The sequence below is a fragment of the Leptospira fletcheri genome (genome assembly GCF_004769195.1).
Classification (GTDB): domain Bacteria; phylum Spirochaetota; class Leptospiria; order Leptospirales; family Leptospiraceae; genus Leptospira_B; species Leptospira_B fletcheri.
This window is the reverse complement of sequence record NZ_RQET01000014.1, coordinates 110,924-125,771: the sequence shown is the minus strand read 5'-3', so window position 1 is coordinate 125,771 and position 14,848 is coordinate 110,924. Positions and strand designations below refer to the sequence as shown.

At 48.1% G+C, this 14,848-nt stretch carries 13 protein-coding genes; 9 read left to right on the top strand and 4 right to left on the bottom strand.

Features of this window, described 5'->3' with window-relative positions; all coding sequences use genetic code 11:
• Nucleotides 1-26: 26 nt before the first annotated feature.
• Nucleotides 27-1,682: a hypothetical protein gene (locus EHO60_RS16700; RefSeq protein WP_135769354.1), complete on the top strand. Its 1,656-nt coding sequence runs from the start codon at nt 27-29 to the stop codon at nt 1,680-1,682.
• Between the two features lie 17 nt (nt 1,683-1,699).
• On the opposite strand, the gene EHO60_RS16695 is transcribed toward EHO60_RS16700, so the two are convergent.
• Complete coding sequence (locus EHO60_RS16695) at nt 1,700-2,866, bottom strand: DUF1577 domain-containing protein (RefSeq protein WP_135769353.1); 1,167 nt, start codon at nt 2,864-2,866, stop codon at nt 1,700-1,702.
• Nucleotides 2,867-2,947: 81 nt separating this feature from the next.
• On the opposite strand from EHO60_RS16695, the gene guaB reads away from it, so the two are divergent.
• From guaB to EHO60_RS16680, 3 genes are all read left to right on the top strand, one after another.
• Nucleotides 2,948-4,474, top strand: a complete 1,527-nt coding sequence (gene guaB / locus EHO60_RS16690) for an IMP dehydrogenase (RefSeq protein WP_135769352.1) — start codon at nt 2,948-2,950, stop codon at nt 4,472-4,474.
• A gap of 91 nt (nt 4,475-4,565) precedes the next feature.
• The gene (locus tag EHO60_RS16685; RefSeq protein ID WP_135769422.1) at nt 4,566-5,309 is read left to right on the top strand and encodes an outer membrane lipoprotein-sorting protein; all 744 of its coding nucleotides are present in this window, start codon (nt 4,566-4,568) and stop codon (nt 5,307-5,309) included.
• A 1-nt stretch (nt 5,310) separates the two neighbouring features.
• Nucleotides 5,311-6,012: a 16S rRNA (uracil(1498)-N(3))-methyltransferase gene (locus EHO60_RS16680; protein WP_135769351.1), complete on the top strand. Its 702-nt coding sequence runs from the start codon at nt 5,311-5,313 to the stop codon at nt 6,010-6,012.
• 3 nt (nt 6,013-6,015) lie between these two features.
• Here EHO60_RS16680 and EHO60_RS16675 read toward each other — a convergent pair whose 3' ends face one another.
• Nucleotides 6,016-6,402 (bottom strand): hypothetical protein, encoded by a 387-nt coding sequence (locus EHO60_RS16675; RefSeq protein ID WP_246028365.1) that lies wholly within the window; start codon nt 6,400-6,402, stop codon nt 6,016-6,018.
• Nucleotides 6,403-6,459: 57 nt separating this feature from the next.
• On the opposite strand from EHO60_RS16675, the gene thiS reads away from it, so the two are divergent.
• The 3 genes from thiS to EHO60_RS16660 all read left to right on the top strand — a co-directional run bounded on the left by thiS (nt 6,460) and on the right by EHO60_RS16660 (nt 8,235).
• Entirely contained in the window at nt 6,460-6,660 is a 201-nt protein-coding gene (gene thiS, locus EHO60_RS16670) for a sulfur carrier protein ThiS (protein WP_135769350.1), read from the top strand.
• An 8-nt stretch (nt 6,661-6,668) separates the two neighbouring features.
• Nucleotides 6,669-7,346: a thiamine phosphate synthase gene (locus tag EHO60_RS16665; protein ID WP_246028364.1), complete on the top strand. Its 678-nt coding sequence runs from the start codon at nt 6,669-6,671 to the stop codon at nt 7,344-7,346.
• Between the two features lie 61 nt (nt 7,347-7,407).
• Nucleotides 7,408-8,235, top strand: a complete 828-nt coding sequence (locus EHO60_RS16660) for a WecB/TagA/CpsF family glycosyltransferase (protein WP_135769349.1) — start codon at nt 7,408-7,410, stop codon at nt 8,233-8,235.
• Nucleotides 8,236-8,242: 7 nt separating this feature from the next.
• On the opposite strand, the gene EHO60_RS16655 is transcribed toward EHO60_RS16660, so the two are convergent.
• The gene (locus tag EHO60_RS16655) at nt 8,243-11,953 is read right to left on the bottom strand and encodes a tetratricopeptide repeat protein (protein WP_135769348.1); all 3,711 of its coding nucleotides are present in this window, start codon (nt 11,951-11,953) and stop codon (nt 8,243-8,245) included.
• Between the two features lie 128 nt (nt 11,954-12,081).
• Here EHO60_RS16655 and EHO60_RS16650 point away from each other — a divergent pair, with 128 nt between their 5' ends.
• Complete coding sequence (locus EHO60_RS16650; RefSeq protein ID WP_135769347.1) at nt 12,082-12,954, top strand: early set domain-containing protein; 873 nt, start codon at nt 12,082-12,084, stop codon at nt 12,952-12,954.
• A 69-nt stretch (nt 12,955-13,023) separates the two neighbouring features.
• Entirely contained in the window at nt 13,024-13,752 is a 729-nt protein-coding gene (locus EHO60_RS16645) for a hypothetical protein (protein WP_135769346.1), read from the top strand.
• Between the two features lie 20 nt (nt 13,753-13,772).
• Here EHO60_RS16645 and trxB read toward each other — a convergent pair whose 3' ends face one another.
• Entirely contained in the window at nt 13,773-14,720 is a 948-nt protein-coding gene (gene trxB, locus EHO60_RS16640) for a thioredoxin-disulfide reductase (protein ID WP_135769345.1), read from the bottom strand.
• Between the last annotated feature and the right edge of the window lie 128 nt (nt 14,721-14,848).

Here is a 14,848-nt window from a genome sequence, read left to right as displayed (position 1 = left end):
TTTTAGGAATCGATAAAATAGATAAAATGGAATCGTCTTTTTGGAATAAAATCTCGGATCGGATCTTCTCGCAGTCCCGGGCAAAGTGGCTCGATTCTTTTTCCGTAATCTTGTTCGGTTATGTGGTTTTGATGAATTCCTGGGTCGGAGAGGATTCTTATATCACCTTTCGGACCGTGGAAAATTTTCTGAACGGTTTCGGATTGAGATGGAACGTGTACGAAAGGGTCCAGGCCTATACACATCCTCTATGGATGTTCGGCATCGCGTTCTTCGGAGCCTTGAAAATTCCCCTTTTTTATGCCTCTCTCCTGCTTTCCTGGATCTGCATTTTTGGGAGCGCTTTTTTACTTGTTCGATCTCGCTCGGAGAAGCAGGAAACATTTGCGTGGATTCTTCTGCTTTTGGTTTCTTGCCGCGCCTTTGTCGACTATTCCACCTCCGGTCTGGAAAACCCCGCCTCTTTTCTACTTTTGATCCTGCTTTTCCTGAAAGGGGAAAAGCTTCTTTCGAATCCGAACGGAAAAGACGTTTTCGGCTTCGCATTGATTCTTTCTTTCGCATATTTAAATCGACAGGATACGGTTCTATTCGGAGTCCCTTATCTCGCCTGGCTATTTCTTATTTCTTTCAAGAATGGACAAACGATTCGGTGGATGGGATGGGGAAGTCTCGGACTCTTACCCGCTTTCGCATGGATCGTTTTTTCCTTACTCTATTACGGTTATCCGTTTCCGAACACCGCATATGCGAAATTGAATACCGGGGTACCTTCCGGAGAGCTCTGGTTTTCAGGATTTTTGTATTTGAGAAATTCCGTCCTCTGGGATCCTGTATCCGCCCTTGCCTTGGCTTTTTCGATCGTATATCTCGTTACGAATCGGAAAAAAGGATTCAATCCGGAATTTCTTTTTCCGCTGTTGGGAATTCTTTTTTATCTGATTTACATCCTAAAGATCGGCGGCGATTTTATGGCCGGAAGGTTTGTTTCTCTTCCGTTCGTAGCCGCGGTCTTCGTTTTAACTAAAATCCGTCATCGATCCGTTGCGGTATTCGGGTTCTTATGTTTTATTCTTTTTATGGTCCTGAATCCCCGTTCGTATTTGTATACGACCACGACTTATTCCCGGGCTAGGATGGACGGTAAAATCGCGGACGAGAAGAGCATGTATTTTCCGAATGCGAATTTTTTACGATCCTTTTTCGTTTCCGAATATCCGGATCACGGTTGGGCGGAGCAGGGTAGAAAATACAGAAAGGACAAAAGTAACTCTCCGTCCCGTTTTTCCGTCTGCGCTACTTTGAACGTAGGATATTTCGGGTACTATTCCGGGCCGGAAAGGAAAATCGTGGACGTGTATGCGTTGACCGATCCCTTATTGAGCAAACTGAAATCGGCCCGCCCTTGGCGTATCGGTCATTTCGGACGGAATTTACCGGAGGGCTATTTGGAATCCATCGATAGCGGGGAGAATCGAATTGCGGATCCCAATCTGAAAGAATATTATGAAAAACTTAAATTATTGACCGAGTCGCCGGATCTCTTTTCCAAAAATCGTCTCGAAGAGATTCTAAGGGAAAATTTGGGAGGAAACAAACAACTTCTTTCCCGATATATGGACGAGAGAGAACAGCAGGAAATTCCGAGCGATGCGACCTGCGGACTCGGCCAAGGGTTTTGACCGAGACCCTAGTTTTTCTAACTCGGATTTACTTTCGCGCCGAAATCCGCCATCAGGCGATTGACGTTGTCTAGGTATCTTTTTTTCTCTCCGGGACGGGCCGAATTCCCTTCCAAGGATATTCCCACATACATATTGTTCTCCGCATCTCTGGCAACGGAGCGGACCACTCCGTAGGCGGTCAAGGGCGCCTGCATTTTAAAAAAGATGTCGAAAGTGAATCCTACTCGGCGAGGCAGGTCGTCGTTCAGATCCGGATGGTTGATTTTAACCCGAAGGCCCCCTGTGGAGAGATCCAAAACCGGAAAACGCTCTTTGACTAGAATTGTGTTCGATTCCCGGATCCGGTCCACCATCTCGAATGTAAGAGTTTTGATCTCCATCACTTCGGTAATGTCGATTTCCTTATTCCGGTTCTGGACCAAAACATATCCGATCGGGATCGCTTGTTCATCGTGGTTGATATAAATGACGGGGACGATCAGTTCCGATTTGATCTTCTGGTTTGCATATTCGATGATTTTCCGGCGGACGTCCTCTTCATCCCCCAATTCGTGCTCGTAATCTATGTATCCGTTCGGATCGGAGGTGGTATAACTCTCCGGTTTTTGGGTATTTGGTATGTATAGAATCTTTCCGGTTTTTTTGACCAGGTCGAATTTATCCCCTATGGAACGGAAAACGTCGATTTTCAGAATGTCGAATTTCGGTTTTAGGATCCGTTCATAATCCGCAAAATTCACTTTTACCGAAGTCGGGATATTGAATAGATTCGCGTCGATGGTGGTCTTACTGGTGCGTAAATTCGTGATCCAGACGGTTCCGTCGGGAGGCTTGATCCTCATAAATTGGCGTTCCCGACTCGCAATCGACACGGATTCCACTTCCATTACATACTGGTTGTTCGGGCGCTCGTCTATAACCTCGCATTCCAATTCCAAATACCGGGCCAAGAGTTTGTACAAAACCACATGGGAATTCAATTTGAATTGTTCGGGAGCTTTTCCTTGGACGAGAATCTTTTTTGCGTCTTTACTGACGGAGAGGAGTTGGACGGAATCGTGGGAATCCGTATCCCGAACTAGAAGTTCGCTTTTTAACAGGAATTTTCCGATGATATGGAGCTTTTTTTCAGGCTCTGCAATGATTTCGCGGTCCCTTTGCTTACGTTCGACCTTTTCCATTCAATTCTCAGGTGCAAGGAGCGGAAATTCTCTTGATTCCAGCCTTTCGCTTCGTTTTGATGTAATAGGTAAGGTACACTAATGTCAAACCAATCTTACCGCGACTCCCAATTTTTAGACGGCCTTTCGGGCGAAGAACTTTTCAACATGCAGATCGGGCTTACGTACAGGGACTTTTTGGTCCTGCCCGGCTTTATCGATTTTCATCCCTCCGAAGTCGAACTGGAAACTAGGCTTACAAAAAAAATCCGGTTAAAACGTCCCTTCGTAAGTTCCCCTATGGACACGGTTACCGAATCCTCGATGGCAATCGCTCAGGCGTTGATGGGGGGAATCGGAATCATTCATTATAATAATACGATCGACCAACAAGTGTCGGAAGTCACCAAAGTGAAACGTTTCGAAAACGGTTTTATCACGGATCCGGTCGTTTTAGGTCCGAAACATACGATCCACGATCTGGACAGAATCAAAGAGAAACACGGATTTACCGGGATTCCGATCACGGAAGACGGGACCAGGAACTCGAAGCTGATCGGGATCGTGACGAATCGAGACATCGATTTCGAGCGGGAAAGGAGCATCACTGTGGACAAGGTGATGACCACCGAAGTAATCACTGGAAAAGCCGGAATCACTTTAAAAGAAGCGAATGATATCATCAAAAAGGAAAAAATCGGGAAGCTCCCGATCATAGACAAGGACGGAAAGTTGGTTTCCTTGGTAAGTCGATCCGACTTGAAGAAGAACAAGGATTTTCCGGACTCTTCCAAGGACGAGAACAAACGACTCCGTTGCGGTGCCGCCGTATCCACATTGCCCGAGTCCAGAGATCGGGTTGCGACTCTGTATGAAGCGGGGGTCGACGTGATTTTCATCGATTCCGCCCAAGGAAACTCCATATACCAGATCGAGATGCTGAAATTCATCAAAGCGAATTTTCGGAATCTGGAAGTAGTGGGAGGAAACGTAGTCACTAGAGGGCAGGCGGAAAATCTCATCCAGGCTGGAGCGGACGGACTTAGGATCGGTATGGGACCCGGTTCCATCTGCATCACACAGGATACGATGGCGGTCGGTAGAGCTCAGGCAACCGCGGTCTATCAAACCGCTTTCCATGCGGCGAAGCACGACGTGCCCGTAATCGCGGACGGTGGAATTTCCAATATAGGCGATATCGCGAACGCTTTGGCGATCGGCGCTTCCGCCTGTATGATGGGTTTTATGTTTGCCGGAACGAACGAGGCTCCCGGGGAATATTTCTATGAAAACGGAATCCGTCTCAAGAAGTATAGAGGGATGGCCAGCATCGAAGCCATGAAAGCGGGTGGAGACAAACGATATTTCAACGAAGGGCAAAAGGTCAAAGTAGCCCAAGGGGTGAGCGGTTCCGTAGTAGACAGGGGTTCCATTCTGAATTTTATTCCTTATTTAAGCCAAGGAATTCGGCTTTCCTTCCAGGACATGGGCTATAAAAGCATCCAGGAACTTCATAAGGGATTGAGAGAAGGAAAACTGAGATTCGAAAGGAGAAGCGAATCCGCCCAGGCCCAGGGTTCGGTTCATAGCCTGTATTCCTATAACGCTCCCAGTTTGAGGGCCGAATAGATTCCGACTGGGTCCTTCTCCGATCCGAAAGAGGTCTGTAGAATTGCAAAGATTCCGTCCTAAACTGGCCGCTTTAGCCGCTTTGGTTCTCATGGCTTCTGGGATAAGCCATGCCCAGACCTCCCCGGAAAAAAACAGGGTGGCGCAGGAACTAGTGGCGCGGCTGGACCAGGCATTGCTGAAGACGGAAGGATTGGTCAAGGCGAATCTGATTTTGATCAAGCGGTCCGGGGACAGTTGGACTTGGGACATGAGCGTGTTCCGAAAAGGAGAGGATTCCCTCTCCCTTTTCGAAAGCAAGGGACGCGGCCTGGAATACAAAATTCTCTTCAAGGAAGACGGAGAATTGATCTACGCATTCAATGCGCTTTCGCGGAAAATCTTCCGAAAAACCGACGAAGAAAAGTACGAAAGTCATCTGAGTACGGGATTCAGTTTCGTCGACCTTTCCGGGAATTCCTACCAGGCGAACTACAATCCGATCGTCCAAAGCGATCTGGAAGTGGGTGGAAAAAAGATGAAACGGGTGGCGATGAGACCCATCGTTCCCTATTTTTATTCCAAGCTGGTGCTATTGTTGGAACCCGAAAGCTTAAAGCCGATTCGTTTGGATTTTCACGATAAGGACGGGGTTTTATATAAGACTTTAAACATCAAATACGGTCCGATCAAGGTAAAAGCCAAACAGAAAGTTACGAAGGAAGATCTCGCGAGTAGGTTGGAAATGCTGGATTTGAACACGGGTTCTATTAGTGTTTTAGAATATACGGAAGTGGATCGGGATGTAAAACCGGATCCTTCCCTCTTCGAACTGGAAAACCTGAACCGACTTTAAGATGTCGTCGACGGAAGCGGTTTTTTTCAGACCGGGTTTTTTGCCGGAAGCGGACCTAAAACTTTTACCGGAAGAGATTTCCCATCTCAAAGCCCTGAGAATTTTCCAGGAAGATAAAATCGTAATCCTGAAGGACGGCAGAGGACTGAGTTGTTTTTTTCGAGTCCCTACCTCTTCTTCAAAAGGGCACTTCCTAAAAAGCGAAACCAAGCAAGATCTTTCTCGGCCCGCCGTGATCGCCACCGCGATTCCGAAAGGGAATCGATTGGAATGGCTGATTCAAAAAGGAACGGAACTCGGAATTACGAAATTCATCTTTCTGAATTTCGCCCACTCGGATCGGAGGGATTTGAATCCGGAAAGAATGGGGAAGGTGGCCGCCGAAGCTTGTGCTCAATCCGGTAGAGAGTTTTTACCTTCGATCCACGGTCCGTTGGAACTCTCCGCATTTTTGGAAGAAAGTCGGAAAGAGGGATCGGAGCTCATCGTTCTGGATCCGGAAGGAACGGAATTTTTAGGACCCGACTCTGTCCGGAATCGGATCCTAATCATCGGGCCGGAAGGAGGCTTTCGGGCGGAGGAAAAGGAACTTTTTGAAAGAGAAAAAATCCGGAACTATAACGCGGGAGACTCGATTCTTAGGATCGAAACCGCAGGAGTATATGCGGCTTCTCTTTTTAGAGCTTTTCTAGGAAGAAGCTAGAATTTATTTTCCGACGCCGTTCGAGCCTAGGATCAACAAGCAGTTCGTATAATTGCTTCCACAATCCCTTTTACAAGCTTGCTGGAGCTGGAGGCATAGAGTGGAGATATTGCAAGCGGTGTTGCAGTTGGAAAGACAGGTGTTCATCTGCAGAGCATTGTCCGGAGTAACGGAAGTGCCGTACAAGTTTTCGCAATTCAGTTTGCATGCGGTATAACCGCCGCCTACGCACCCCGCTAGATACGTGTTCATTGCGGTTCCTTTTATATCTCTTTCTTTGTGTTCGCAGGCAGTTAAAAAAATCGCCGATAGTATCAAAAGGATCCGTAAAAGCAGGGCCATATATGTAATAGGTTTTCGCTCGGGAAGGTACGGTAAACTAAAAAACATTCGACGGGTTTCCGTTCTCGATCGGAATAGAAGCAGAATTAGACCGAGGTGCATGATATGTTCGTAAACGGAAAGCGGATCTTGGTCGGGGATCTTTCCTCCCCGGATCTAGTCTCCTTATTGGAATCTCTTAGACTGAAGCCCGAAATGGTCGCAATCCAAAGAAACGGGGAAATCATAAAACGAGAGAGTTGGTCGGGAGTGAAATTACAAGAAGGAGATCGAATCGAAATTCTGAAATTTGTCGGGGGAGGTTGAAAACCCCCGTGAAAATTCTTTCCATGCATAAAAGGCCGAGAAATTCTTTCTGGAGAGATCCGGGAATCTATCCTATTCTCGATTTGGAATATTGCACAAAATTCGGAAAAGATCCGTCCGAATTGGTGGCTCTTTGGAATCGCCACCGTTCCTATGTTCCTTTTTATCAGCTCCGTGCCAAAAAGGAAACGATCCCGAATATCATCCATCTGTATAGAAAGTTACGTCTACAATTTCCGGATTTCCCTTTGATCTTAAACGACTACGCCGACCTTGCCTTCGAGTTACATTGTTTCGGTTTGCATCTCGGGAAGGAGGACTATGAAAATTCGGATCGATTCCTGCGCAAACGTCTGTCCGAAAGCGGTTTATTTTTGGGGACTTCTTCCCATACGCTAGAAGAACTTGCAAACTTGGAGGAGGAATTCTGGGACTATACCGGCTTCGGTCCGGTGTTTGCGACTTCCTCTAAAGAAGGAGCCCGTCCGACGCTAGGATCCGAAATTCTGGGAGAAACCTTGAAAATCAGCCGGATTCCAGTGGCTCCTATCGGAGGAATCGATTCCTCGACTCTCCCTGCCGTTTTGGAAAAAGGGAACTTTCTTGCGGCTATGATCTCGGGAGCTTCCGAACCTGAGGATTTTCTGCGTTCTATTCGGCTCTTGGAGAAAGTGGGAAACGAATAGATCCAAAAATGTGAGCGAACTTTCAATTGACTTAGAGATTATGTCCAGCAGGATGCTCCGTATGAAGCAACCTGGGGAAATCCGTCACCTCTCTGCGAAAGACGACCGAGATTATCTTCTAGATTATCAATCTCTAGATATAGACAATCTGGAAAAGACGGACATTTTAGGCGTTCCGTTCGAGAACGCGAGCCTGGATGAGGCGGTGGCCAAAATCTATCATTTGATGGAGGAGAAGGATCACTACCATCACGTTCTTCTGTTGGACCCTGTTAAGACCATGGCTTTGCGCAAGGGGAAGAAACTCCACAGAATCGCGCAGAAAGCGAGCCTGATTCTGGCGGAGGGAGCCGGATTGCAATGGGCCGCTAGACGTCTGGGAGGCGAACTCAAGGAAAGGATCCCGACCATCGCTTTGATGATGGACTTAGTCCGGTTATGCGAGTTGCGCAATTACTCCATTTTCCTCTTGGGCGGAAAAGAAGATATTATAGAAAAAGTATATTTTAATCTTTCCAGACATTTTCCGGGAGTCCGAATCGTGGGCCGTCACGCAGGATACATGAACACTCAGCGGGAACTTTTGGTAAAGGAATCCATTCGAAAGACCAGTCCGAATATCATATTTCTTGCAATGGATTTTCCGGACCAGGAGATTTGGATCGAGAATAACACCGCTTTCTTCGGTCACGCGGTGGTGATCGGAGTGGCCGGCGCCATGGACATCCTTTCCGGGAAAGTCCGAAAGGCCCCGAATTTCTTTAAATTGAAAGGACTCACTTGGTTTTGGCGGATCCTCGTCCGGCCTTGGAGGTTGATTCGACTCAGTAGGATGATCGGTTTTTTCCTTTTCGTCTGGGTAAAATCCCTCTTCCAAAAAAGGAAATAGCTCGTCGTTATTTCCTTACCAGGTCTCGGATCGATTCCAAAGTCGGAGCCACCCAGTCTTCCAACAACGGGTTTCTGCGCAAAGCCTCCCGTTTAAAGAGTAGATCCTTATTGGAAAGTGCGATTTCACTCGAATCTCCGATTTTTCTGGCCGTTTCCACGGCTTTCCAGTAATTCTGTAGGGCCTCCGCCGTGTAGGATTCCGACTGCTGGGGACCCGCGTTTCTGGCCAGAATTTCATAGCACGCGCCTATATTATTGTAGGCGGCGGTAAGTGTTTGATAGACTTCCTGGTGGTACGGATCATCCGATTTGGGAGTTCCCATTCCCGGAATTCTCTCCTCCATGTCCTCTTTGACCCTGAGAAAATAACCTAAGGCGGTCTTTGTCTGTTTGGTATACAGCAGCGCGTTCCCTTTGCCCATCATTAGGGTAGCGTTGTAGTATTCGTCCTTGTCTTCGAATCCCGTCCAATCGACCAGGGCCTTGTCGAAATCCGAATCCATGTACTCGACCCAACCGCGGAAAAATTTCATTTCCCTTAAAAGGTGAGGGGAGAGTTCTCTTCTCCATTTACGGATCAATTCGTATTTGGGTTCTTCCGAATCCACTCTGGAAAATTCGATGAGCGAAGCTCTTAATTCGTTACGTCGGTTCTTTCGTTCTTCCTCTTCCTTCAGGACGGAGAGACTTTTTCCGTCGTCCTCGGTTCTTGCGCGGAAAGGATAGATTTTTCTTCCGGGAAATTCCTTAATGGATTCCCGGTTGGATAGTCCCGCGGAGGAAAGATAACGGATCTTGCCTTGATCGAAATGAATCCTGGTCGGATTTCCTTCGTAAAGAGTTTCGTCTTCGTCTCTGGTGCCGAACCAATTGGCGCTTCTATCGTATCTCTCTTCCGCTTCCTTCAACAGAGCGCGCGCTTCGTCGAAATTCCCGACTCGAATCGAATGTTCTGCCAATTCCAAGACCGCCAACCAATGTTTGCCGTCTAGGCTGGCCGCCTTTTCGAAGAACCTTCTTGCCTGAACGTTTTCCTTTAACGCAAGATAATAAAGGCCACGCTGGTAATAACCTTCCGCATAATCCTTGCCTTCGATTTCCACTTTGGTTCTCTCGTCTTCTTCGGATTTGCGATAAATGGTATCCAAGAGTCTGAGCGCGCTCTCTTCGATTTCGATTCCGGAGACCTGGTCCACTGGATTGATATTGTATTTGATCCTTAATTCTTCTGGATCCAGAGACGTATAAAACGAGGCCAGTTTGGCCATGGTAAAGAACGGTAGATCCGACTCCATGTCCAAATTTCCTCTCAGGAGTCGGTGGTGGTTCAGAACAAACTGGGGATCTCCGCTTTCCTTCCACATTTCGATATACGTGGAAACCAAACCGGACTGGCCCGTTACGCTCTTCGGATTGGCTTCCACGATTCGATTGTAAAACGAAGCCGCTTTTCCGAATTCGCGACGATTGTAATAGATTTTACCGATCCCAGCGGTGGCCTTTTCGTCGTAAGGGCTTTCTCCGTCCGTGAACACGCGTCGGTAGTAGTCGACCGCCAAGGAATCGTTTTTGTATTTTCCCCGTTTCCCTTCAGGTTCCGCAAAATCCGGAGTGATTTGGGAATGGAACCAACCTAGATTTCGGTACGTATCGTTGTCGTGGATCCTTTCCTTCAAGCGCATTACGAGAAACGCTCCCGCCGTCATGACTTTTCGAGGATTTTTTTCCTGATCCAAAAGAAAACGTATTCCTTCCTTCCCTTGGTTCACTCCTAACGGACGTTTCAATTTCTTATCATTCCAATTTTCTCCGGAAGCCAAACGCACGAGAGGGGCGTTTTCGCGACGACTCCAGGAATTCGTGGAAGGACCGAATCCAAGGTCGGGTTCGATCCGGCCGAAGAGTTTTTCGTAGGCGAGTTCGTATTCTCCGGCACGGCTGTATTCGATTCCGTACAGATTCAGATATTTCAGATTGTTCGGAAGGATTTCGGCGCCTTTGTCGAAATGGCTTTCGATCTGAATCAGATATCTTTTTCTATCCTCTTCGCCGAGTTGACCCAAAATTTTCTTGGAACCCATCTCGCGGATCTGCTCCAGTCCGCTTTCGTAATGCTGTGAAGCTTGTTTGGGACGGATGATACCGAAATAGGTAAAATAAGCGCCGAACGCGAACAATAGGGTAGCGGCTAACGTATAAACGGTCCTGCGGATTCGTTTGCGCCTTTCGACCAGGCCTTCCTTCGTAAAGATCGGGTCGGAGGAAATAATGGGAACGCCGTCCGCAGAATAGGCGCCGCTTTTGTCCACCACACTGACGGAAGTTCCGAGCGCCGAGGAAAGGAATGCCGCCACGTCTTCCGGGCTGCTTTCCACTTTGATGAGTTCTAGTAAATCTCTCTGGGATTTTTTAGAGAGCTTGTCTTGGACGATGGATTCGATTACCGTCCTTCTAAGCAAAGGAGGATAACGTAGGATCTCTTTCTGTATGATCGCTAATTCTTCGTCGGAAAGCGACTTATCCAGTTCCTCTCTTTCGTCTCCTCCCAAAGACCGGAGGTCATCCTCGAAGGAGGGAGTTTCCGTATCGCTTTCCCCTTCCGCATCCAGATCGGGGGAAAAGCTGGTAAAGTCGGAACCTTCGGGCCCTCCGCCCAAATCCATTTCGGAGACCGGTTCGGAGGCAAAATCCGCAAAAGGATCCGCTTCTGGCAAGGAAGTCGCTCCCGATAAGTCGGAAAAAGGATCTTGGCTTCCCGTGCCGGAAACCGGTGCAAAATCGGAAAACGGATCCGATTCTTGCTGGTGAGGTTCGCTGTCGAAGGAAGAAGGTTCTGGGGAAGAATCGAAACCGAGATCCCCGAAATCCGTTTCTTTTTCCGAGATTGGAGCTGCGGCAAATGGATCTCCCTCTTCCAATCCGAACTCGTCTTCGGGAGCGGATTCCATAGCGCTAGCATCAAAGTCGGCAAAAGGATCTTCCGTATCCGTTCCTCCGAAATCGGAAGCCGGAGTCGTCTCTTCTCCCAAGCCTGCAAACGGATCTTCTTCGAGGGGAGGGGAGGTTGGAGTCGCTTCGAAATCCTCGAGACCGGTGCCCGTGTCCATTCCGGCGAAAGGATCGGACTCTGCGGATTGAAAATCGTCGCTAGGCGGGGAATCGAAAGGTGCGTCCAATTCTTGATTGGAGTCTAAACCGGAAAAAGGATCTCCTTCTCCCATTCCGAAGTCATCCGTAGCTGCAGGTTTTTCACCGAAGTCGGATGATTCTTCCTGTTCCGCTTCCGGAGCCGGAAAATCAAAATCTTCTCCCTCACTCGTTTCGGAGGGGGAAGAATCCATGTCCGCAAAGGGATCTTCTTCGGCAGAAGGAGCGGTTTCCGATGCCGGCTGATTCAATAATTCGTCTAAATCGATATCGTCTTCGTCCGAAAACGAAAGAGGTTTCGGCCTTCCCGTAGAGGGGCGCGGAGTTTCTTCTCCCTCTTCTTCCCCTTCTCCGAACTCTTCCGACGGTTCTTCGGAGAAACCTTCCTCGCCGTTTTCCGGTTCGTCCCCGATCGAAATGGGCATGGAAAAACCCATCTTGTCCCGGAACACGGGTTGCATCGGATTGAGGTCGTCCGAGGCGTCCGGATTTCGGTTCAGCGGATCCAGAATGGAACTGATCTGCTCCAAATCTTGGGGTGAATATTCTGGAGATGAAGGCTCAGCCATAAAGTCCTTAAGGATACTATCGGCTTCCTAAAAAAAGATCAAAGAATTTTTCCTTATGTCGGATCGATCTGGCGGGCTCCGGAAATCCGCTTAGGGTTTCCCGGAATTGTTTCGACAATCCCAACAGAATGATTCCAGCCAATAAAACCAAGGTAATTCTATTTCTCACGTTGATTCTTACATTTGCCCTGGCGGCGGACGAGGCGGAGGACTGGATCGGCTCCTTTCGCTCCGTGGATTTCGAGGAAGGGGAAGAAGCCCTTGCCGAAGAAAAAATCTATTATTTCTGGCAGATGGAAAATCTGAAAAAAGCCGTTCCTCCCCGTTTTATCAGATACGTAGATACCGCAACTTCTCTGCGGACGGGAAAATTATTGAACCGTGGAGTTTTATTTACGTATGAAGGCCTACAGAACGACGAAGTGAGCGTTTGCGGGGAATTCAATCATTGGCAGTGTGTTCCTTTAACCAAGAATGATAAGGGAGTTTTTTACGGAATTTTGGATCTAGTGGGTGATACCGCATATGATCCGAAACCCGCTTACGAGTATAAATTCCGGGTGGACGGTCTCTTTACCCACGATCCGGGAAACCCCGACACGTTCGAGGACGGAAGCGGTTCCCTAGTCTCCCGAATCGCTTACAGGCATGGCGGTCCGAACAAGCAGGTCAGCACTAGAGTTTTGGAAGATTCTCCCTTGGAAGAAAAGGAGTTCCGGACCGTGGAATTCAGGATTTACCAGCCACAAGCGGAAGCCGTGACTCTGGTGGGAGATTTTAATCACTGGGACCCCGAAGCGGATTTCATGGAACGAGAGAGGAACGGGATTTTCAGGATCGTAAAAAAACTGAAACCGGGGGAATACCTTTATAATTTCGTTGTGGATGGGAAAGTGATCCCGGATACCTACAATCCCTTGACTCTACTTCGGGAAGATACGGGCGAGATTTCCTCCGCATTGAACGTGCCGGAACGATCCGGCGTACTGGAACGAAAATAGGACGCGGAATCGGATCCACAAAAGTGGATTGACCGGTACGCTAGTTGCCCGGAATCTTTGCATCCGGTCATGGAAAAGCTCCGCGTATCCGTATATTTCATCATAGGGATCATCGTCGTGATTCTGGTGTACGCATTGTTAAAGAGCTGGTTCGTCTACGACCGCGGGATCGAGATCTCCAAATCCTCCTCTAAAAAGAGCGAAACCGTTTACGTGGAGCCGGACGACGATTTGCTGGAGCATTCTTCGGTGGCCTGGGATCGATTTTTGTACTATCCTCTGAATTTGAATCGGGACAGGGAAAATTTCGGACCTAGAAAAACTTTGAACCACGCCCAAAATCTGGTCGTAGTGGATCTGTTAAACGGAAAAATCCGCAAAGTGTTCGGGAAAAGCATCTATATCTGGGACTATTTTTACGGAACGGAGCAGGAGAGTAAGTCTGGTGGTCCGTCAGAAATTACGGAAGCGAATCCGGACGTTTTTCCCGGATTAAAGACGGGGAGAAAATTCATCGTGGTAGGAATGCCGGACGACACGAACAAGGACGGATATCTCAACCAAAAGGATCTCAAGAAAGTCTTCGTTTACGATCCGATTTCCGAGGATCTCATCCAAGTTCTTCCCAAAAAATATTATTTGGAAAAATTTCTCCAGGATTCCCCTAAGGACCGCATCGTGATGATCGTTCGAAAAGAGGAGGAAACCGGGGCGAAAGAAAAGAAAAAACCTTCTTTGCCCACGGTATTCATCTACGATACCTCTTCCCAAAAAGGGACTTTAGTCGCAAGGCCTTAAGGAATCTCGCGACTCGAAAATCATTCCTCTCTCGCCTCGAGCCAGCGTTCCGCCTCGAGAGCCGCCATACAACCGGAACCTGCGGCAGTGATCGCTTGCCTATAGGTCTTGTCTTGCACGTCTCCGGCCGCAAAAACTCCTTCCACACTGGTCCTGGTCGTTCCCGGAACGGTTTTGATATAACCTGTTTCGTCTAGGTCCAAATGGCCTTCGAAAATTTCCGTATTCGGTTTGTGTCCGATCGCATAGAAGAGTCCGCCTACGGACAAGTCTCTGGTGCTTCCCGAAACGACATCCTTGACTTTTAGGGAAGTGAGTTGGTTCCCGTTTCCGGTGGCGCCTTCCACGGTAGTATTCCATAATATTTCGATTTTAGGATGAGTAGTCGCACGCTTCTGCATGATCTTGGAAGCCCGAAGCGAATCCCTTCTATGTACTAAATACACTTTCGAGGCGAATTTCGTGAGGTGAGAGGCTTCTTCCACCGCGGAATCTCCTCCGCCGATGACTGCCAATTCCTTATTTCTATAGATGGGGAGGGCTCCATCGCAAACCGCGCAGGCGGAAATCCCTTTTTGCCAATAAGCATCTTCTCCAGGAATAAACATCCTTTTTGCGGTGGCTCCCGTTGCGATAATGATTGCGTCCGCCTGGATGAGTTCCTCGTCCGACCAAAGTTTGAACGGATGAGAAGAAAAATCCACCTTAGTGATGTTTTGCGTATGGATCGTAGTCCCGTACTTTTCCGATTGAGAACGGAACAGTTGCGTTAAATGAGTTCCGTCGATCCCTTCCGGAAACCCTGGAAAATTCTCCACTTCCGTAGTCGTAGTCAATTGTCCTCCGGCCGCGATTCCCCCCGCCATAAATCCTTCGTACAGGACCGGCTTTAAATTGGCTCGGGCAGCGTAAATTGCGGCAGTGTGGCCTGCCGGACCGGAACCGATGATGACGACTTTGTGAGACATAGGAACAAACCTCTATATATTTAGAATGATTCTAAATTAACTGTACTGTTTAGACGGGTTTCTTGTAAAGTAGATCTTTTTTTCCGGATGGATTCTTGGCGCTTCCGTTCGGACCTACCGAAATGGCT

Coding starts and splice junctions, on each gene's coding strand:
- EHO60_RS16700 (WP_135769354.1), top strand. CDS start 27: ATGGAATCGTCTTTTTGGAATAAAATCTCGGATCGGATCTTCTCGCAG.
- EHO60_RS16695 (WP_135769353.1), bottom strand. CDS start 2,866: ATGGAAAAGGTCGAACGTAAGCAAAGGGACCGCGAAATCATTGCAGAG.
- guaB (WP_135769352.1), top strand. CDS start 2,948: ATGTCAAACCAATCTTACCGCGACTCCCAATTTTTAGACGGCCTTTCG.
- EHO60_RS16685 (WP_135769422.1), top strand. CDS start 4,566: ATGGCTTCTGGGATAAGCCATGCCCAGACCTCCCCGGAAAAAAACAGG.
- EHO60_RS16680 (WP_135769351.1), top strand. CDS start 5,311: ATGTCGTCGACGGAAGCGGTTTTTTTCAGACCGGGTTTTTTGCCGGAA.
- EHO60_RS16675 (WP_246028365.1), bottom strand. CDS start 6,402: ATGTTTTTTAGTTTACCGTACCTTCCCGAGCGAAAACCTATTACATAT.
- thiS (WP_135769350.1), top strand. CDS start 6,460: ATGTTCGTAAACGGAAAGCGGATCTTGGTCGGGGATCTTTCCTCCCCG.
- EHO60_RS16660 (WP_135769349.1), top strand. CDS start 7,408: ATGAAGCAACCTGGGGAAATCCGTCACCTCTCTGCGAAAGACGACCGA.
- EHO60_RS16655 (WP_135769348.1), bottom strand. CDS start 11,953: ATGGCTGAGCCTTCATCTCCAGAATATTCACCCCAAGATTTGGAGCAG.
- EHO60_RS16650 (WP_135769347.1), top strand. CDS start 12,082: ATGATTCCAGCCAATAAAACCAAGGTAATTCTATTTCTCACGTTGATT.
- EHO60_RS16645 (WP_135769346.1), top strand. CDS start 13,024: ATGGAAAAGCTCCGCGTATCCGTATATTTCATCATAGGGATCATCGTC.
- trxB (WP_135769345.1), bottom strand. CDS start 14,720: ATGTCTCACAAAGTCGTCATCATCGGTTCCGGTCCGGCAGGCCACACT.